Source organism: Sphingobium sp. CFD-2 (genome assembly GCF_024611135.1).
Classification (GTDB): domain Bacteria; phylum Pseudomonadota; class Alphaproteobacteria; order Sphingomonadales; family Sphingomonadaceae; genus Sphingobium; species Sphingobium fuliginis.
In genome coordinates this window covers 81516-99557 of sequence record NZ_CP084408.1, presented here as the reverse complement: position 1 = coordinate 99557, position 18042 = coordinate 81516, and the positions used below count along the sequence as shown (strand labels likewise).

The following is an 18042-nucleotide window of genomic DNA, read 5'->3' as shown; positions in this document are numbered from 1 at the left end:
GCCGGTTGGACCATGGTCCAGGGTCAAGCGGTTTCGCTTTGACCCCGAACGGTCTCCTCGTCGCCGGCGGCCCGCTGCCCCGACGCGTCGCAGGGCAGCCCGTGCCGCCGGGCCACCGGCTTGTCAGTTCTTGCGAAGCTCGACGATGTCGTGCCTGGCAGGCGTGCCGTCGGCGACGGACACGTGCGCGAAGTGATCGTCAAAGATATGGTCGATCGTCACATGGCCGACGAGCTGGCGGTGATAGGTCGGCGCCACGCCCTTGGACGGACCCGGATGGGTCACGACGCGATAGACCTCGAGCTTCTGGCCGACCTCGGCGCCATCGGCCTTGCCGATGCAGACGACCGCGCCGTTGCTGCCCGTGTCGACGATCGAGCCGCGCATGAACAGGCTGTGCCCGATGCCCTGGGCCATAGCGGGGACGGCAGCAAGCATCGAAATGCCGGCAAGCGCGACCATGAGAGTTTTTCTGACCATATTCACCTCCTTGGATGGTAAGCCACCGCCCGGACTTTGCCGAGGGGAAGAGCGTCTCTTCAGGCTTGGGACTACGGTCCCGGGTCCAGCCTCGATATACGTAGAGGCCGCAGCCGATCTTCTTCCCCGGGCCGGATCTTTATTGACGCGGAGTTGACGGAATCAGCCGTCAGCACTTCAAAATCCGCGCGGCGCGAGACTTTGGTTGGCTGCGCCCGCGAAACCCGCTAGATATCGAGGCCCGTGAAACGCCTGCTCGCCCTCCTGCTCGTCATCGGAGCGCTGTCCGGTCTCTTCGGAGCCCAGATGGCGGCCGCGCACAGCGTGCCGCAGGCGGCAGGCGCGCCGCTGGCCAAGGGCATGGATGCGGACTGCATGGCGATGATGGCCAAGCAGCAGCCTGCGCCCAGCGAAAAGCCCTGCAAGGGCCTGACGCTCGATTGCATCGCCGCGATGGGGTGCGTGATCCCGCTGGTCGCAGCGGACCTGGCAGGCGGCGTTGCGCCTGCGCGTCTCTACGACGCGCCCAGCTTCTGGACGACCGACACGATATTGACCGGCAAGGCGGTTGCGCCCGAGCCGGATCCTCCCACCAGCCTTGCCTGATTGAACGAGCACGGGCTGCGCGCATCGATCGATGCGTGCGCGCCCGGTTTCCTTCTTTTCAGTCAAAGGTTTTCGTGATGATCAAACTGCTTCCGGCCGCCCTTGTGGCGGCCCTCAGTCTCGCCGCGCCTGCGCTTGCAACCGACGCGAGCCGCACGCCGCAAGGCCATTGGGAATGGCGGTCGGCGCCGCAATATGGTCCGCGGGCGACTGGCCCTGCGCGTGTCCGCATATGGGTGCCCGACAGCCGGGACATGGCCAGCTGCGATTGCGCGATGATGCAGGCAAGCGCCGCCGACTGCATGCGCGGCGCAGTCAGGTCGGACAAGGGCTAAACCCGCTCCGGAGCGGCGCGTCACATCTTGGCGCGCCGCCTCTGTCATGAGGGGATGATATCCATGATCATGATGCCGAGGCGCGCTGTGCGACGCCTGTTGCTCTCTATCGGTGCGACGCTTGCGAGCGCCTGGGCCGTGCCGGTGTCGGCCGGCCCGCTCACCTACGAGCAGGCAGTGAGGCTCGCTGCCGCCAACGCGCCAAGCCTCAAGGCGCGCGCGGCGGCGACAGCCGGCGCCCGCTCTTCGGCGGTCGCGGCCGATCGCCTGCCCGATCCGACGCTCGACCTGGGCCTGCAGAACTTCCCGGTGAGCGGCCCCAATGCCGGCAGCTTCACGCGCGACGATTTCACTATGGCGACGATCGGGTTCAGCCAGACCTTCCCCAATCTCGCCAAGCGCCATGCACGCGCCGCGCGCGCCGCGGCCGATATCGGTATCGCCGAGGCGGGCGAGCTGGTCGAAGGCCGCAACGTGCGGCTCGAGACCGCCCTCGCCTGGGTCGATCTCTATTATGGAGAACGCCGGCTCCGGCAGCTCGACCTGCTCGATGCCAGCCTCGACGACCTGCAGAAGACCGTGACCGCACGCCTGGCGTCGGGCAGCGCGCGCCCGAGCCAGGCGCTCGAGCCCGACCAGCTCCGCGCCGCCATCGCCGATCGCCGCGCCGAGATGGCTGCGGTGGTGGCGCAGGCGCGGGCCCGGCTCGCGCGCTATACCGGCGACCCCGACCCGCAGGCGACGGGCGACCCGCCGATGCTCGATGTCGATCCGATCCGGCTGCGGGCCGGGATCGATGCGCTTCCCGCCCTGCGCGCGCAGGACGCGCGGATCGCAGTCGCCGAAGCGGACGTGCGTCTCGCGCGCGCCGACAAGCGCCCCGACTGGAAGGTCGGCGTCACCTATGGCCGGCGCGATCCCATGTACGGCGACATGGCCTCGGTCGGCGTGTCGATCGACCTGCCGCTGTTCGCCGGCAAGCGCCAGAACCCCAGGATCGCTGCAAGCGAGAGCCTTGCGCAAGGGGGTCGGTTCGACCGCGAGGCGATCCGCCGCGAGCTGGTGGCGCAGCTCGACGCCGATCTCGCAGACCATGCCATGCATCTCTCCCGGTTGCGCAATGCCCGCGAGACGCTGGTGCCACTCGCCAGGCACCGCGCCGAGCTCGACCGCGACAGCTATGGCGCCGGCAAGCTCGACCTTGGCGCCGCGCTGCTCACGACGCTCGGGCTCGCGGAGGCCGAGGTCGAGGCGCTCAACCGCGAAGCCGACGTCGCGCGCGACGCGGTCCGCATCACTATCACCTATGGGGAGGAGCGGCCATGACGCTCGATAAATCCGCGCTGCGCTGGGGCGCATCGATCCTGGCTGTCGCGCTGCTGGCCGGCGGCACAGGCTATTGGGCTGGCCATCGCCAGGCACCGCAATCGGAGGCGACCACGCCCGCCGGGGCAGGCAAAGTCCTTTACTGGTACGATCCGATGTTCCCCAACCAGAAGTTCGACAAGCCCGGCAAGTCGCCCTTCATGGATATGCAGCTCGTGCCGCGATACGCGGACGGAGGAAGCGCCGGCGCGGCCCCCACGGTCGCCGTCGATCCCGCCGCGCGGCAGAGCCTGGGATTGCGGGTCGTCGCGGCGAAGATGGGCAGCCTTGCCTCGGCCCTCGAGGTCACCGGCACGATCGACTTCAACCAGCGCGACGTCGCCGTCATCCAGGCGCGTTCGGGCGGGTTCGTGAGCCGCGTCTATGCGCGAGCGCCCGGGGACGTGGTCCGCGCCGGCGCGCCGATCGCGGACCTGCTCCTGCCCGAATGGGGCGGCGCGCAGACCGAATATCTGAGCGTCAGGCGGCTCGGCAAGCCCGACCTCACCGCGGCCGCGCGCCAGCGACTGCGGCTGATGGGCATGTCCGACGGCCTCATCGCCAGCGTCGAGCGGAGCGGACGCCCGAACGGCGTGGTGACGATCACGACGCCGATCTCGGGCACGATCCAGACGCTCGACGCCCGTGCCGGCGTGACGCTCGCCATGGGCCAGACGCTCGCCCAGGTAAGCGGGCTCGGCACCGTCTGGCTCAATGCCGCGGTGCCCGAAGCGCGCGCGGGCGATGTCCGGGTCGGCCAGAATGCCAGCACCACGCTGGCGGGCTTCCCCGGCGAGCGCTTCGCCGGCCGGGTGATCGCGATCCTGCCGACCACGCAGGCCGACAGCCGCACGCTCACCGTGCGGATCGAGCTGCCCAACCGGGACGGCCGGTTGCGGCCGGGCATGTTCGCCAGCGTCGCGCTTGGCGGCGATGCCAAGCCGGCGCTGCTGGTGCCGAGCGAAGCGGTGATCCGCACGGGCAGGCGCACGCTCGTCATGCTGGCCGCAGGCGACGGGCGCTATCATCCCGCCGAGGTCCGCATCGGCCGCGAGGCAGGCGGCGAGACCGAGATCCTTGCCGGCCTGTCGCCCGGCGAGAACGTCGTCGTCTCGGGGCAGTTCCTGATCGATTCCGAGGCGAGCCTGTCGGGAATCGAGGCGCGGCCGATCGGCGGCGGTGCGGCATCGGCGACCATCGCCGCGCCGGCGTCGAAAGCCACGCTGTACGAGACGACGGGCAAGATCGAGCGGATCACGGCCAATTCGGTGACGCTCAGCCACGAGCCCGTTCCCGCGCTCGACTGGCCGGCGATGACGATGACCTTCGCGCTCGCCAATCCGGGCATCGCGCGCGGCTTCAAGGCGGGTGACCGGGTCCGGTTCGGGTTCGACCGGCCCCCGGCGGGACCGACGCTGCGGCATATGGCGAAGGTGGCGGGCCAGTGATCGCCCATCTCATCCGCTGGTCGGTGAGGAACCGCTTCTTCGTCGTGCTCGGCATGCTCGCGCTGGTCGGCGCGGGCCTGTGGGCGGTGCGCTCGACCCCGATCGACGCGCTGCCCGATCTTTCCGACGTGCAGGTCGTGATCCGCACTTCCTATCCGGGTCAGGCGCCGCAGATCGTCGAGAACCAGATCACCTATCCGCTCACCACCACCATGCTGTCGGTGCCCGGCGCCAAGACGGTGCGCGGCTATAGCTTCTTCGGCGACAGCTTCGTCTATGTGATCTTCGAGGACGGCACCGATCTCTACTGGGCGCGCAGCCGCGTGCTCGAATATCTCAACCAGGTCCAGGGTCGGTTGCCGGCCAGCGCCCGCAGCGCGCTCGGGCCGGACGCGACCGGGGTCGGCTGGGTCTATGAATATGCGCTGGTCGACCGCACCGGCCGGCACGATCTCTCGCAGCTTCGCGGGTTGCAGGACTGGTTCCTGCGCTACGAGCTGAAGACCGTGACCGGCGTGGCCGAAGTCGCCAGCATCGGCGGCATGGTCAAGCAGTACCAGGTGCTGCTCGATCCGGTGAAGCTCGCGGCCTACGGCGTAACCCACGCCCAGGCAGTGCAGGCGATCAGCCAAGCCAATCAGGAAGCCGGCGGCTCGGTGCTGGAAATGGCCGAGGCCGAATATATGGTCCGCGCCTCGGGCTATCTGAAAACGCTCGACGATTTCCGGGCAATCCCGCTCAAGACTGCGGCGGGCGGCGTGCCCGTCCGGCTCGGCGATGTCGCCACGATCCAGGTCGGCCCCGAGATGCGGCGCGGCATCGCCGAACTGAACGGCGAAGGCGAGGTCGCCGGCGGCGTCGTTATTCTTCGGTCAGGCAAGAACGCCCGTGAGACCATCGCGGCGGTCAAGGACAAGCTCGCCGATCTCAGGAAAAGCCTGCCGCCGGGCGTCGAGGTGGTCACGGTCTATGACCGCTCGCAGCTGATCGATCGCGCGGTCGAGAACCTCACCCGCAAGCTGGTCGAGGAGTTCATCGTCGTCGCATTGGTCTGCGCCCTGTTCCTCTGGCACGTCCGCTCGGCGCTGGTCGCGATCCTGACCTTGCCGCTCGGTGTGCTGGCCGCGTTCGTCGTAATGCGGTTCCAGGGGGTGAACGCCAACATCATGTCGCTGGGCGGCATCGCCATCGCCATCGGCGCGATGGTGGATGCGGCGGTCGTCATGATCGAGAACGCCCACAAGAGGATCGAACGCTGGGAGCAGGATCACCCGGACAGACATCTCGATGGCGAGATGCGCTGGATCGTCGTCACCGAGGCGGCGGCCGAGGTCGGGCCGGCGCTGTTCTTCAGCCTGCTGATCATCACGCTGTCGTTCATTCCGGTCTTCACCCTGGAGGCGCAGGAAGGCCGGCTGTTCGCGCCGCTCGCCTTCACCAAGACCTATGCGATGGGCGCGGCCGCGATCCTGTCGGTGACCCTGGTGCCGATCCTGATGGGCTGGCTGATCCGGGGCCGCATTCCGGCCGAGCAGGCCAATCCGGTCAATCGCTGGCTCACCAATATCTACCGGCCCGCGATCGACTGGACGATGAAGCGGCCCAAGGCAGTGCTGCTGATCGCGGCTCTGGTGTTCGCCACCACGGCCTGGCCGCTCAGCCGGCTCGGCGGCGAGTTCATGCCCAATCTCGACGAGGGCGACCTGCTCTACATGCCCTCGGCGCTGCCGGGCCTCTCGGCCGCCAAGGCGAGTGAGCTGCTCCAGCAGACCGACCGCCTGATCAAGACCGTGCCCGAAGTCGAAAGCGTGTTCGGCAAGGCCGGCCGCGCCGAGACCGCGACCGATCCCGCGCCGCTCGAAATGTTCGAGACGACGATCCAATTCAAGCCCCGCGACCAGTGGCGGTCGGGCATGACGCCCGAACGCCTTGTCGACGAGCTCGATCGCCGGGTGAAGCTTCCGGGTCTCGCCAATATCTGGGTGCCGCCGATCCGCAACCGCATCGACATGCTCGCGACGGGCATCAAGAGCCCGATCGGGGTCAAGGTGTCGGGCAGTGACCTCGCCGAGCTCGACCGCATCGCGCATGATGTCGAGACCGTGGCCAGGAGCGTGCCCGGCGTCAGCTCGGCGCTCGCCGAGCGGCTGACCGGCGGACGCTATGTCGATGTCGACATAGACCGCGCCGCCGCCGCGCGGTTCGGGCTCAACATCGCCGACGTCCAGGCCATCGTCTCCGGCGCGATCGGCGGCGAGACGATCGGCGAGACGGTCGAGGGCCTCGCCCGCTATCCGATCAGCGTGCGCTATCCGCGCGAATTGCGCGACAGCCTCGAAAGGCTGCGGGCGCTACCGATCCTGACGCCCGCGGGCCAGCAGATCACCTTGGGCACCGTGGCAAACGTCTCGATCGCCGAGGGACCGCCGATGCTCAAGACCGAGAATGCCCGGCCTTCGACCTGGGTCTACGTCGATGTGCGCGGGCGCGATCTTGCCTCGGTGGTCGGCGATCTGCAGCGTGCGGTGGCGAAACAGGTCAGGCTCTCGCCTGGGGTCAGCATCGCTTACTCTGGCCAGTTCGAATATCTCGAGCGCGCGGTCGACCGCTTGAAGCTGGTCGTGCCCGCGACGCTGCTGATCATCTTCGTGCTGCTCTACCTCATCTTCGGCCGCTTCGACGAGGCGGCGCTGATCATGGGGACGCTGCCGTTTGCGCTGACCGGCGGCATCTGGACGCTTTATCTGCTGGGGTTCAACCAGTCGATCGCCACCGGGGTCGGGTTCATCGCGCTCGCCGGCGTCTCCGCCGAGTTCGGGGTGGTGATGCTGATCTATCTCAAGAACGCGCTGGCCGAGCGCGGCGCACATCCGGACGCTGCCGAGGTCGAGGCCGCCGTGCGCGAAGGCGCGCTGCTGCGCGTCCGTCCCAAGGCGATGACGGTGGCGGTGATCCTGGCCGGCCTGCTGCCGATCCTGCTGGGATCAGGCGCGGGTTCGGAGGTCATGAGCCGGATTGCCGCGCCGATGATCGGCGGCATGCTGACCGCGCCCTTGCTCTCAATGTTCGTCCTGCCCGCCGCCTACCTGCTGTTGCGCCGGCCCAAGACCGATCCCATCCCTCAACCCGTTTCATCATGAAGGAGAAGACGATGAACCATGCACGACTGACCATTGCCCTCGGCCTCGCCGCCCTGACTGCCGCGTGCGGCAAGAAGGCGGAGGCCCCCGTTGCGACTGAGACCAACGAGGCGGCGCCCGCCGCGACCATGAGCGGCGACATGGGCAACATGTCGATGGCGCCTGACGCGAACGCCGCGATCAAGGCCAAGGGCCATGGCACCGTCACCGCGATCGACAAGGCGGCAGGCACGATCACGCTCGATCATGGTCCGATCCCGGAGGCCAAGTGGCCCGCGATGACGATGGCGTTCAAGGCCGCGCCGTCGATCACCGATGCGGTCAAGGTCGGCGACAAGGTCGATTTCGACCTCTCGCTCAAGGGCAGCGATGGCGAGGTCACCGCGATCGCAAAGCAGTGATCCGCTAAGTTCGACCGGAAAAAGCTGGTTGCGGCGCCGCTCCCGGGCGGCGACGCCCGTGCCGGCCGTCTGCCTGGCTGTGCGCCCGGTCGACGGTTGCGACCGGCAACGCCCAATGCCAGCGGCGTTTCCCTGCGCGATCACCGACAATTTGAGCACGCTTCGCGGATCGCACATTGAACGTGCAAGCCGCCCTTGCTCGCGATAGCCTGAACGGCAAGGAGCCCAGTTTAGATGACCCAGCCAGTATGACCTTGTTACCCGCGACACATCATGATCTCGTGAGCGAGCTTGTCCGTCGTTGGCGAGACGATCCCGGCGCCACCTATCGCTCCTGGTTTCTGTGGGACGAACGGCTGAAAAACTTCCGCTCCATCCGTCGCGGGCTGCAGCAGGTGGTCGCAGAAATCGAAAGTGGGCGGTTCGGCGTCGCCTATCGCGGCTCGTCACTGGAAACGGTTGTCCACTCGATCGCCGAACAGCGGCAGATCTTCAAGGGCGCCGACCATGCCTGGCTGTGGAAGCCCAAGCTGCGCATTCCAGACATCTACGAAAGCCCGGACAACCAGCGGGCGTTCGGTCGCCTGCTCGACAATTGCTCGTGCTGCGATACCGCCGAGGAGATCATCAGCCACATCCGCAGCATAGACGCGCTCAAGATCAAGGGGCTGGGGCCGGCGGCGGCCAACCTGCTCTATTTCCTTCACCCGACGCTGGTGCCGCCCTTCAATACCGCGATCGTCAAGGGCTACAATGCCGTCACCGGCGCCAAGGTGAAGCTCGGGTCATGGGATCATTTTCTCGCCATGCGCGCCGGCATCCTCGACCTCAACGACCGTTACCGCGAGTTGCTCTCCAACGATCTCGGCGCGATCGGCGGACTGTTGTTCGACATTGGCTCGGGCCGCTATCCCGCGCCACCGCTGGAGGATGACGCAACGGCGGCCGACGACTGGCTCGGCAGATTGGAACATGCCAGAGCGGAGGCAAGCCGGCTCGACAAGACAGCCGCCGCGCAGGGCGAAACCGATCGCACGCACGCCGAAATCCAGGCCTGGCTGCGCGACCTCGGCCATGCCCTCGGTTACGATGTGTGGATCGCCGCCAATGACCGCGGTCGACTTCACGCTGGCTGCCCGCTTGGACAGGGATGCCTCGAGCGCCTTCCAGACGCCATTGCGACCTCTCCCGGAGCGGACTCGATCCGCCTCATCGACGTGTTGTGGCTGGCGAAGGGTGGCGACGGCGTCGCCGCCGCGTTCGAGGTTGAACATTCGACCTCGATCTACTCGGGGATCGTGCGCATGCTCGATCTGGCGCTGTCGGGGAGCGATCTGCACGCTGCCGCCGGGCTATTCCTGGTCGCACCGAATGCGCGCGAGCAGGACGTTCGCGCGCAACTCCGTCGCCCGGCTTTCAGCCGTATTGCCGATCTCGACTTCGCCTATCTGCCCTATGGCGAGCTGGAGAGAAACAGGGACGCGATCGCTCGTTTTGGAACGGGATTGAAGGCCATCAAGGCGATCTCAAGCCCCCTTCCCTGAAAGGGGGCGTTTGCGGGAGGGGGCGGAATCCTACGCCAAGCTCGCCCAGATAGCCGGCGCGAGATCTTACTTGTTGCTGCCTTCTACGGTCGCGCCAGAAAGGCGACGGCTCAGTTCTATCCGGCGATGGCTACGCATTTTGAAGGTGTCTGGCCCAACGCGCCGATACTCAATGAAGCCGAGAGAACGCCAAAATCGCTCTGCCGCTTCATTCGCTTCCAGCACGGCCAACCGAATCTCTGTGGCACCTCTCGCAGCGGCCCAGCTTTCGACCGTCGAGTAAATTGAGCGTCCGACTCCACGACCACGCTGTGCGGCATCTACGATCATGAAGCCGAGATACCATGTGCCATCACGCGGATAATCGCGGAGGATGGTCGCGTCACGCGCTTCGTATGGCTGCGACAGTTCGAGGTTGGCGCAAATTCAGCAGCCGCTAACCGGCTGATGGATCGACTGGAATATCTTCAAAGGTTCGATCTTCCGGCGGATTTGCTGGACGGCGTGCCGGCGCATCGTGTGACCCGGCTTCGCCGGCAGGGCGAGCGCTATTACGCCGACGGCATGCGTGATCTGCCCGAAGACAGGCGGCTTGCGATCCTCGCTGTCTGCACCCTGGAATGGCGGTCATCGCTGGCCGATGTCATCGTGGAGACCCACGATCGCATCGTAGGCCGTCTCTATCGGGCCTCCGAACGCCTTTGCAACACCAGGATCGCCGACGAAAAGGCGGCCGTTCGGGACACGCTGAAGTCCTTTGCCGAAATCGGTGGTGCTTTGCTTGGAGCGCAGGACGATGGCACGGCCCTGGACGGGATAATCGCCACCGGGCCTGGCTGGGAACGGTTCAGAACCCTTGTCGCCACGGCCTCCGCGCTGACCAACGTGCTCGCGGCCGACCCGCTCAGCCGTGTGCTGGACGGCTATCACCGTTTCCGCCTCTACGCGCCCAGGATGCTGCGCCTGCTCGACATGCAGGCGGCGCCGATCGCCACGCCTCTTCTGGCGGCCGTTGCGATGCTGCGTAACGGGATCAAGGTCGATCCGCCGGTGGATTTTCTACGTCCCAACTCGAAATGGCATCGTCATCTTTGCGCTGAGCCCAGCGGCGACCACCGGCTTTGGGAAATCGCGGTGCTGTTCCACATCCGCGACGCCTTCCGGTCCGGTGACATATGGTTGGCGGGATCGCGCCGCTATGGCGACCTCAAGCAGCTTCTGGTCCCGCCACAGGCGATAGAGCAGACCGCGCGGCTCGCCGTGCCGCTGCGACCCGGCGAATGGCTGGCCGAGCGCAGGGCTCGACTGGATACACGGCTGAAGGAGTTTGGCCGCGCGGCGCGAACCGGCACGATCCCAGGCGGCATCATCGAGAACGGCAAGCTGCACATCGACAAGCTGAGGGCCGACACGCCCGAAGGGGCCGAGGATCTCGTGCTCGATCTCTATCAACAGCTCCCGCCCGCGAGGATCACCGATCTGTTGCTGGAAGTCGATGAGCGAACCGGATTTTCCGAGGCGTTCACGCATCTGCGCACCGGCGCGCCCTGCAGCGACCGGATCGGCCTGATGAACGTGTTGCTGGCGGAAGGCGTCAATCTCGGTTTGCGCAAGATGGCGGCGGCGACCAACACGCACAGCTTCTGGGAATTGCTGCGGATCGCGCGCTGGCATGTCGAAGGCAGCGCCTATGATCGGGCGCTCGCCATGATCGTGGAGGCCCACGCCGCCCTGCCCATGGCCGCCTTCTGGGGACAAGGGCAATCGGCATCCAGCGACGGGCAGTTCTTCCTTGCTACCGAGCAGGGCGAGGCGATGAATCTGATCAACGCGAAATATGGCAACGTCCCGGGCCTCAAGGGATACAGCCATGTGTCCGATCAATATGCGCCGTTCGCAACCCAGGTGATCCCGGCAACGGTCAGCGAGGCTCCCTATATCCTGGACGGGCTGCTCATGAATGACGCGGGCCGCCGCGTTCGCCAGCATTTTGCCGACACGGGCGGCTTCACCGATCATGTGTTCGCCGCCTGCGCCTTGCTCGGCTACAGGTTCGCCCCCCGTATCCGCGATCTCCCTCAGAAAAGACTCTATGCCTTCACGCCCAACGCGACGCCGGCCAATGTGCGAGCGCTGGTCGGAGGTAAGATCAATGAACCGCTCATCGAGCGCAACTGGCCCGACATCCTGCGCATCATGGCGACGATCGCAGCGGGGATCGTCGCCCCCAGCCAGATTCTTCGCAAGCTCGCCTCTTACCCGCGCCAGAATGAGCTGGCCCTCGCATTGCGAGAGGTGGGCCGCATCGAGCGAACCCTGTTCATGATCGACTGGATTCTTGATGCCGGCCTCCAGCGCCAGGCTCAGATCGGCCTCAACAAGGGTGAGGCCCACCACGCCCTAAAGCGCGCCATCAGCTTCCACCGCCGAGGTGAAATCCGGGATCGATCCGGCGAAGGCCAGCACTATCGCATCGCCGGAATGAACCTGCTCGCCGCCATCATCATATTCTGGAACACCATGAAGCTCGGCGAGGTCGTCAATACCCGGGCCGCCAGCGGTACCCATATCGCGCCTGATCTACTCGCCCACGTCTCGCCGTTGGGATGGGAACACATCAATCTAACCGGGGAATATCGCTGGCCCAAATCCTTAGCGTAGGATTCCGCCCCCTCCCGCAAACGCCCCCTACGATTGAGAAGCGCGGCGGAATCTCTTAGATTGATCGCTGGAGGCTTTGTTCGCGGAGACGCGCACATTGCCTTCTTTTCGTTTTAGGAAGCGCTGCCCTAAGCGACAGAAGCCAGAGCTTTGACAATGCGGCATTCCGCGATGGAGCCGACCATGTATCTTGATCCTATCGGTGCAGACACGCGATGATGGCGGTCACGACGGCGGTGGTTTCCGCGACGTCGCGCACCCTCACTGTGTCGAGGCCGATTTCAGCAGCGGGATAGTCATTCCCACCGGGGAATATCGCATCCCCAATGAACAGCATCCCGTCGAGCGGGACACCGCTCTCGGCACTCAGGCGCTTCAGGCCATAGCCCTTGTCGATCCCTGCTCTGGTCACGTCGATCGATGTCGTGCCACCGAGATTGATCGAGAGCTCCGGCAGCTTCGCGCGCAACGTGGCCTGCAACGCGGTCCTCTTCTTTCGGTCAGGATCCCACGCTTCCTTTTCCTTCAGCGGCGCTGCCTGCCCCAGGCCCGAAAAGGTGATCTGGCTGCCCCGGTCCTCGATCCGTTCGCCCCAGATACGTTCGTCGGCGAGACCGGCATCGGTCAGCGCCTGATCGAAGGCCGTGCGGATCTTCGCCTTCTCCGCGTCGTCGAACAGTTCGGCATAGACCGCGCGCCAAGCGCCATTGATGAACCGATAGAGTTTCGTGCCTGTGGTCGGCATCAACCAGAGACGGTCGAGCGCGACGCCGGCAGGAAGGCGCGAGGCGATCTGCTTTTCGAACTGCGGCCAGTCCCCGCCCGAGATCACCGCCACATCCGTGATGGCGAGCAATCGGGCGAGGATTGCGGCCATATCCTCCGATAACGGCCGCTTGCTCTCGGCAAGCGTGCCGTCGAGGTCGAAGGCGATCAGCCACTTCATGCCGCCTTCCCTGCCGGATCGCGGTAGGCGAGCAGCCTGAGCGCATTGATGACGACGAGCAGCGTCGATCCCTCATGAACCGCCACCGCTGGCCCAATGCCGAGGCCGAGGATGGTAGCAGGCACCAGGAAGGCGACGACACCCAGGCTGACGAAGACGTTCTGCCGGATGATTCCACGGGTATGGCGGCTAAGACCGACTGCGAATGGCAGGTGCGCCAGATCGTCGGCCATCAGCGCCACGTCGGCTGTCTCCAGCGCAACGTCCGACCCCGCCGCGCCCATCGCGATGCCGACCGTGGCGCTTGCCATCGCCGGCGCATCGTTCACGCCGTCGCCCACCATCGCGACCTTGTCTTCGCCGGCGAGCTTCTTGATCGCGGCAACCTTGTCTTCGGGCATGAGGTCGCCCCACGCTTCGTCGATCCCGACTTCGTCGGCGATCGCTTCGGCGACTTTCTGGTGATCGCCGGAGATCATTATCATCCGCGACACGCCCATCTCGTGCAGCCGACGCAACGCGGTCTTGGCAGCTTCGCGAGGCGTGTCCATCAGGCCGATCGCGCCCAGGTCGCGGTCCCCCTTGCGGACCACCATTGTCGTGCGGCCGTTCTCGCGCAGCTTCGCGATTGCGTCCTGCGCGCCCTGCCCCAGCGCCGGAATGCCCTCACTTCCGAACATCTCGGCCTTGCCGATCCACACCGTCTCGCCATCCACGCTCGCGGTGACGCCCCGACCGGTCAGGCTCTTGAGGTCGCCGGCAGTCGGCACGGCACGATCGTTCAGACGTTCGCGGCCGTCCTTGACGATCGCTTGGGCCAGGGGATGGTCGCTCAACGCTTCGACGGCGACAGCCAGCGCCAGCAACTCGCCTTCATCGGCGCCATCGACGGGCACGACATCAGTGATGCGCGGACGACCTTCGGTCAGCGTGCCCGTCTTGTCGAAAGCGATCGCTTTGAGCGACCCGAGGTTTTCGAGCGGTGCACCGCCCTTCACGAGCACGCCGCCCCGCGCTGCACGGGCAACGCCCGACAGGACCGCGCTCGGCGTTGCGATCGCGAGCGCGCACGGGCTTGCCGCCACCAGCACCGCCATCGCGCGATAGAAGCTGTCGCGGAACGGCTCGTCGACGACCACCCATGCGAACAGCAGGAGCACTGACAGGACCAGGACGGCGGGCACGAAGATCCGTTCGAACCGGTCGGTGAAGCGCTGCGTCGGCGACTTCTGCGTCTCCGCTTCGCTCACCATCTTCACGACCTTGGCAAGCGCGCTTTCATTGGAACGGCGTGTCACCTCGATCTCGATCGCGCCGCCGCCGTTGATCGTACCAGCAAAAACCCGGCTTTCCGCGTCGACTGCATCGGGCTTGGCGCGTGCCGCTGCGGCATCTGCGACCGGCACCTTGTCGACCGGGATGCTTTCACCCGTGACCGGGGCCTGGTTGATCGCGCTGGTGCCCTTGATGACGAAGCCGTCGGCAGGCAGGCGCTCGTTCGGGCGGACGATGGCAATGTCCCCGACGACCATCTGCTCGACCGGGATTTCGCTGGTCTGCCCGCCGCGTCGCACGGTCGCGGTTTCGGGCGCGAGCTTCGCCAGCGCCTCGATCGCCTTCTTGGCGCGGCCCATTGCATAATGCTCAAGCGCATGGCCGAGGCTGAACAGGAACAGCAGCAGCGCACCTTCGGCCCATGCGCCCAGCGCAGCGGCGCCGGCCGCAGCGACCAACATCAGCGTGTCGATCTCGAACTTCTTCATCCGGAGGTTGTCGATCGCCTCGCGCAGCGTGAAGAATCCGCCGAAGAAATAGGCTGCGATATAGCAGGCGGTCGGCAGCCATTCGGGCGCGCCAGCGACCAGCCTCTCGATCGCGTAGCCGATCCCCAGCAGCGCGCCACAGGCGAGCGCGAAGATCAGCTCGGTATTGGGGCCGAGAAATTCGGCGTGGCTATGGTCGTGGCCATCGCCGGGGCCGTGCTTCTCTTCGCCCGCGCCGTGGCCCCCGGGGCCGTGGTCGTGGCCGGCATGTTCATCGGCAGCGACCCGCTTGCCCACCCTCACCTTCAGCTTGCGAAGCGCAGCGCGCACCTCCTCTTCGGTGGTTTCGCGGCGATCATATTCGACCCGGACAGACCCGCTGGTGCTGGCGCTTGCCTGGACCACGCCGGGCAAGGCGCACAGCGCATCGCTGACCGTGCGCGCCCGACGTTCGTGGTTGATCCCCGTCACCTGCCAGATCGCATGGCCGTAGCGCTCGGTGATTTCGGCACCTGCGGCGCGCACCATTTCGCGCAACCGTGGCAGCGGCAGCTTGGCGGCATCGAAATGGATGCACAGCGCCGCTGGCGTGTTGCCGTCGAGACAGATCACATGCGCCCGCTCGACACCTTCGCGCTTTGACAGGGTTGATACGAGACGGTCCAGGCAGGCATCGGCCGCGTCAGGAAGGTCCGGCAACAACACTGGAATGTCGAGTTCGAGCTTGTCGTTCATGACGACCTCCTTTCGCTTTTCTTGGTTTCGGCGCGCGCGTCGCGCAGGATTTCGACACCGCCCTTGATGGCGATGATGGCGGTGGCGAAGCCGACCAGCAGGTCCGGCCAATTGGTACCCAACCACAGCACCAGCACGCCGGCGATCAGGATGCCGCCGTTGGAAATGAAGTCGTTGAAGCTGAAGGTGGTTGCGGCCCGGAGATTGACGTCCGGATCCTTGAGGCGCTGGAGCAGCCGCAGGCAGAGGTAATTCACGACGCCGGCGATCGCGGACATGACCATCATGGTAGGTCCGATGGGCTCGCTGCCCTGCACGTAGCGCCGTCCGACATCGATCAAGATGCCGCCCGCGAAGATCAGCAGCATGACGCCCGAAGCGACCGCGGCGCGTGTCTTCCATGTCTGGCCCCGGGTGAGCGCCACAAGGCTCAGCGCATACACAGCCGTATCGGACAGGTTGTCGACGCCGTTGGCGATCAGCGCGCTCGAGTCCGCGAAGAAGCCGGAAACGAAGAAGCCCGCAGCGATCGCCGCGTTCAGCAGCAGGACGATCCACAGTGTGCGGCGCTCCTGCCCGCCATTGTTGTCGTTGCCCGGGATCATCCCATCATCTCCTCAAGTGTCAGCAGGGCCAGGAAGCCGACGAAAAACATCGAGCTGATGAGCGGGGTGTCGGGTTTCTCGTGCGCCTCGACCAGCAACTCCTCCGTGACGAGGTAGAGCAGCGCCATCAGCCCGAAGCTGAGGAAGCCGGCGATCATCACCGGCGACAGCGCGGCGACCGGCACGGCAGCGAGCGCGCCGATCGGCAGCAGCAGGGCCAATGCCGAGACGATCACGATGATGCGCAAGCGCGAGCGATAGGTTTCCGCCAGCTCGTCGGTCAGCGTCAGTCCCAGAAATAACACTTCCAGAGTGAGCGCGATCGTCAGCAGGAGACCTGCCTTCTCGCCCGCCACGAAAGCGAGGCCGAGCACCAGGCCGTCGACCAGAATGTCGATGCCGATCGCGGCGAGTAGCGCCATCGGCCCCTTGAAGCGGGCCTCAAGAGCCTTGAGCCCCAGCATGGTCGCGACGCCCGCCGCCCCGCCGATCAACGTCGCGCTGGGCGATGCCTCATGCTTGACCTGCGGCAGGATTTCGGTCGCTGCCGCCGCGAACACGACGCCGGCAGCGAGATGCTGTAGGCCCGCCACGAGGCCAGGTTTCAACTTGGTGCGGCTCGCGACAATCGCGCCGAGCACGACCGCCAGCACAGGCGCAAGCGTATAGAGCAGTGCCTGCATTTCCTAGGACTCCTCCGGGGTTCGGTGGCAGACGCGGATCTTCCCGCGTCGCGTGAACGCGATCGATCCGCCCGCCACGACAGCCCGCGAATGGTCGCCGCGAAACTCGTCACCGGTTCGCTGCGCGCGCAGGATCTCGGTCCTGCCCTTCGGCAGCCAGGTGACGGCCATTTTCAAGCCGTCATCGATGAAGTCGACATCGGCGCGTGTGCCGTCGTCGCAGTACATGATGCGCTGCGCGATTAGTTTCGACGTCAGATGCTTTTCATGCGCCGGCTCGGTAGGCTGGGTCGGCGCTGGATTACACGCCCCTATAACCGCCCCGGAGACGAGAACGACGCCGAGGCGCGCGATCGCCAGACCGGCCCGATTCAGGCCGCACAAGGTTGTCACATTTGAAATCGACGTGTCAGACATCGGTCTCTTCCGACGAAGCGCCCTGTGGCGTTCGAAGGCAGGGCAGTTCATCGCGTGCCTTCCTGCTCGCAGATCCGGGTACGGCCATCGCCTTCCACGATGGTGAGCTGCGACCCCTTGAAGGTCGCGGTGGCTGTTTCGCCGACATATTGCAGGCCCTGCGCTGGCGCGGTCAGCATCATCGGCGGTCCCCCGTTGGAGCGCCGCAAATCGATCTGCAGGCCGTTGTCCTTGTAATCGACGAACAGCGGTTCCCCGTCGGAACAGCGATATCTATGCCGCCCCATTTCCCCGGTCGCCACGGCGCTGTCGGACGAATGGATCTGCTGCTCCGTTGGCGGGGCTGGCGGCTTTCTTTCCGAGCACGCCGCGAGCCCGACAACGAGGATGACGGCGGGCAGCACCCGCTTACAGTGCATCATCATCGCGCCTTCCTCCTGCAGCGGAAGGGGACGCGCTGACGATTGATAGCCCGGGCAGGCTGACCTACCCGCCAGCGGAGATAGGTTGCGAGGCGATCGTCAGATTCGACCATCAGGGATCGCAGGCGGCGCAACATCATCGCCGCGAACGGCAGGGAGAGCGCCCCGCGCAGCGTGCAGCTATGCGTTAGCCTGGTGCCGCCATCGTCCCCCGCCAGCTCGTACCGCTCTTCGAGCGTGAACAGATAGGGGATGCCGCAGGACCAAGCGAAGGCGTGCGGTTTATCGAATCGATCAATCCGTGCTGGCGTCCGAATTGGCCGGGTGATGCCCTGGATCGCAAAGGTGCATTCTGTGTCGCCGAGCCGGGACGGATCATCGAGAAATACGAGCGGACTCCACGCCCGGCGATGATCCGGATCGGTGAGTGCCGACCAGATGCGCAGTGGCCCGCCGTGAAGCATCGAGCTGGTTATGGTGCGAGGCATATC

16 protein-coding genes and 1 pseudogene are annotated in these 18042 nt (G+C 66.0%); 8 read left to right on the top strand and 9 right to left on the bottom strand.

The genetic code is table 11. The annotated features are described in order from the left end of the window. Positions 1-123 precede the first annotated feature (123 nt). A complete protein-coding gene (locus tag LDB29_RS27640; protein WP_257558774.1) occupies positions 124-480 on the bottom strand; it encodes a hypothetical protein in 357 nt (118 codons plus the stop codon). A gap of 243 nt (positions 481-723) precedes the next feature. Between LDB29_RS27640 and LDB29_RS27635 the strand changes: the two genes are divergently transcribed. The 7 genes from LDB29_RS27635 to LDB29_RS27605 all read left to right on the top strand — a co-directional run bounded on the left by LDB29_RS27635 (position 724) and on the right by LDB29_RS27605 (position 9319). After that, positions 724-1086 carry a hypothetical protein gene (locus tag LDB29_RS27635; protein ID WP_007406428.1) on the top strand — a complete coding sequence of 121 codons (363 nt, stop codon included), beginning with the start codon at positions 724-726 and terminating at the stop codon, positions 1084-1086. A gap of 77 nt (positions 1087-1163) precedes the next feature. Beyond that, a complete protein-coding gene (locus LDB29_RS27630; protein ID WP_007683334.1) occupies positions 1164-1421 on the top strand; it encodes a hypothetical protein in 258 nt (85 codons plus the stop codon). A 63-nt stretch (positions 1422-1484) separates the two neighbouring features. Beyond that, complete coding sequence (locus LDB29_RS27625) at positions 1485-2747, top strand: TolC family protein (RefSeq protein WP_013039107.1); 1263 nt, start codon at positions 1485-1487, stop codon at positions 2745-2747. After that, positions 2744-4234 (top strand): efflux RND transporter periplasmic adaptor subunit, encoded by a 1491-nt coding sequence (locus LDB29_RS27620; RefSeq protein WP_007406384.1) that lies wholly within the window; start codon positions 2744-2746, stop codon positions 4232-4234. The genes LDB29_RS27625 and LDB29_RS27620 overlap by 4 nt, the downstream gene beginning before the upstream one ends. After that, positions 4231-7374: an efflux RND transporter permease subunit gene (locus LDB29_RS27615; RefSeq protein ID WP_007406408.1), complete on the top strand. Its 3144-nt coding sequence runs from the start codon at positions 4231-4233 to the stop codon at positions 7372-7374. The genes LDB29_RS27620 and LDB29_RS27615 overlap by 4 nt, the downstream gene beginning before the upstream one ends. 11 nt (positions 7375-7385) lie before the next feature. After that, a complete protein-coding gene (locus LDB29_RS27610) occupies positions 7386-7775 on the top strand; it encodes a copper-binding protein (RefSeq protein WP_007683329.1) in 390 nt (129 codons plus the stop codon). 248 nt (positions 7776-8023) lie between these two features. Continuing rightward, on the top strand, positions 8024-9319 hold the full coding sequence (locus tag LDB29_RS27605) for a hypothetical protein (RefSeq protein ID WP_013039108.1): 1296 nt from the start codon (positions 8024-8026) through the stop codon (positions 9317-9319). Between the two features lie 66 nt (positions 9320-9385). Here the strand turns inward: LDB29_RS27605 and LDB29_RS27600 are convergent, their stop codons facing one another. After that, positions 9386-9649 (bottom strand): N-acetyltransferase, encoded by a 264-nt coding sequence (locus tag LDB29_RS27600; protein ID WP_231567919.1) that lies wholly within the window; start codon positions 9647-9649, stop codon positions 9386-9388. A 45-nt stretch (positions 9650-9694) separates the two neighbouring features. On the opposite strand from LDB29_RS27600, the pseudogene LDB29_RS27595 reads away from it, so the two are divergent. Continuing rightward, positions 9695-11980, top strand: a pseudogene (locus LDB29_RS27595) (Tn3 family transposase); the annotation flags it as partial. 196 nt (positions 11981-12176) lie between these two features. Here the strand turns inward: LDB29_RS27595 and LDB29_RS27590 are convergent. Genes LDB29_RS27590 through LDB29_RS27560 form a run of 7 tightly spaced genes read right to left on the bottom strand, consistent with a single transcriptional unit; the run spans position 12177 to position 18039 of the window. Then, complete coding sequence (locus LDB29_RS27590; protein WP_004212890.1) at positions 12177-12926, bottom strand: HAD-IIB family hydrolase; 750 nt, start codon at positions 12924-12926, stop codon at positions 12177-12179. After that, on the bottom strand, positions 12923-15424 hold the full coding sequence (locus LDB29_RS27585; protein ID WP_004212886.1) for a heavy metal translocating P-type ATPase: 2502 nt from the start codon (positions 15422-15424) through the stop codon (positions 12923-12925). Before LDB29_RS27585 ends, LDB29_RS27590 begins: the two co-directional genes overlap by 4 nt. Next, positions 15421-16029 carry a cation transporter gene (locus LDB29_RS27580; protein ID WP_004212885.1) on the bottom strand — a complete coding sequence of 203 codons (609 nt, stop codon included), beginning with the start codon at positions 16027-16029 and terminating at the stop codon, positions 15421-15423. The genes LDB29_RS27585 and LDB29_RS27580 overlap by 4 nt, the downstream gene beginning before the upstream one ends. Beyond that, a complete protein-coding gene (locus LDB29_RS27575; protein ID WP_004212882.1) occupies positions 16026-16712 on the bottom strand; it encodes a ZIP family metal transporter in 687 nt (228 codons plus the stop codon). The genes LDB29_RS27580 and LDB29_RS27575 overlap by 4 nt, the downstream gene beginning before the upstream one ends. Positions 16713-16715: 3 nt before the next feature. Next, entirely contained in the window at positions 16716-17129 is a 414-nt protein-coding gene (locus tag LDB29_RS27570; protein ID WP_004212881.1) for a hypothetical protein, read from the bottom strand. Between the two features lie 47 nt (positions 17130-17176). Further along, positions 17177-17554, bottom strand: a complete 378-nt coding sequence (locus LDB29_RS27565; RefSeq protein WP_009824022.1) for a hypothetical protein — start codon at positions 17552-17554, stop codon at positions 17177-17179. Beyond that, positions 17551-18039, bottom strand: a complete 489-nt coding sequence (locus LDB29_RS27560) for an SRPBCC domain-containing protein (RefSeq protein ID WP_013849881.1) — start codon at positions 18037-18039, stop codon at positions 17551-17553. The genes LDB29_RS27565 and LDB29_RS27560 overlap by 4 nt, the downstream gene beginning before the upstream one ends. Between the last annotated feature and the right edge of the window lie 3 nt (positions 18040-18042).

What these genes read in the sequence shown, in the direction of transcription:
- LDB29_RS27640 (WP_257558774.1), bottom strand. Translation starts at nt 480, where the DNA reads ATGGTCAGAAAAACTCTCATGGTCGCGCTTGCCGGCATTTCGATGCTT.
- LDB29_RS27630 (WP_007683334.1), top strand. Translation starts at nt 1,164, where the DNA reads ATGATCAAACTGCTTCCGGCCGCCCTTGTGGCGGCCCTCAGTCTCGCC.
- LDB29_RS27625 (WP_013039107.1), top strand. Translation starts at nt 1,485, where the DNA reads ATGATCATGATGCCGAGGCGCGCTGTGCGACGCCTGTTGCTCTCTATC.
- LDB29_RS27620 (WP_007406384.1), top strand. Translation starts at nt 2,744, where the DNA reads ATGACGCTCGATAAATCCGCGCTGCGCTGGGGCGCATCGATCCTGGCT.
- LDB29_RS27610 (WP_007683329.1), top strand. Translation starts at nt 7,386, where the DNA reads ATGAACCATGCACGACTGACCATTGCCCTCGGCCTCGCCGCCCTGACT.
- LDB29_RS27605 (WP_013039108.1), top strand. Translation starts at nt 8,024, where the DNA reads ATGACCTTGTTACCCGCGACACATCATGATCTCGTGAGCGAGCTTGTC.
- LDB29_RS27600 (WP_231567919.1), bottom strand. Translation starts at nt 9,649, where the DNA reads ATGATCGTAGATGCCGCACAGCGTGGTCGTGGAGTCGGACGCTCAATT.
- LDB29_RS27590 (WP_004212890.1), bottom strand. Translation starts at nt 12,926, where the DNA reads ATGAAGTGGCTGATCGCCTTCGACCTCGACGGCACGCTTGCCGAGAGC.
- LDB29_RS27585 (WP_004212886.1), bottom strand. Translation starts at nt 15,424, where the DNA reads ATGAACGACAAGCTCGAACTCGACATTCCAGTGTTGTTGCCGGACCTT.
- LDB29_RS27580 (WP_004212885.1), bottom strand. Translation starts at nt 16,029, where the DNA reads ATGATCCCGGGCAACGACAACAATGGCGGGCAGGAGCGCCGCACACTG.
- LDB29_RS27575 (WP_004212882.1), bottom strand. Translation starts at nt 16,712, where the DNA reads ATGCAGGCACTGCTCTATACGCTTGCGCCTGTGCTGGCGGTCGTGCTC.
- LDB29_RS27570 (WP_004212881.1), bottom strand. Translation starts at nt 17,129, where the DNA reads ATGTCTGACACGTCGATTTCAAATGTGACAACCTTGTGCGGCCTGAAT.
- LDB29_RS27565 (WP_009824022.1), bottom strand. Translation starts at nt 17,554, where the DNA reads ATGATGATGCACTGTAAGCGGGTGCTGCCCGCCGTCATCCTCGTTGTC.
- LDB29_RS27560 (WP_013849881.1), bottom strand. Translation starts at nt 18,039, where the DNA reads ATGCCTCGCACCATAACCAGCTCGATGCTTCACGGCGGGCCACTGCGC.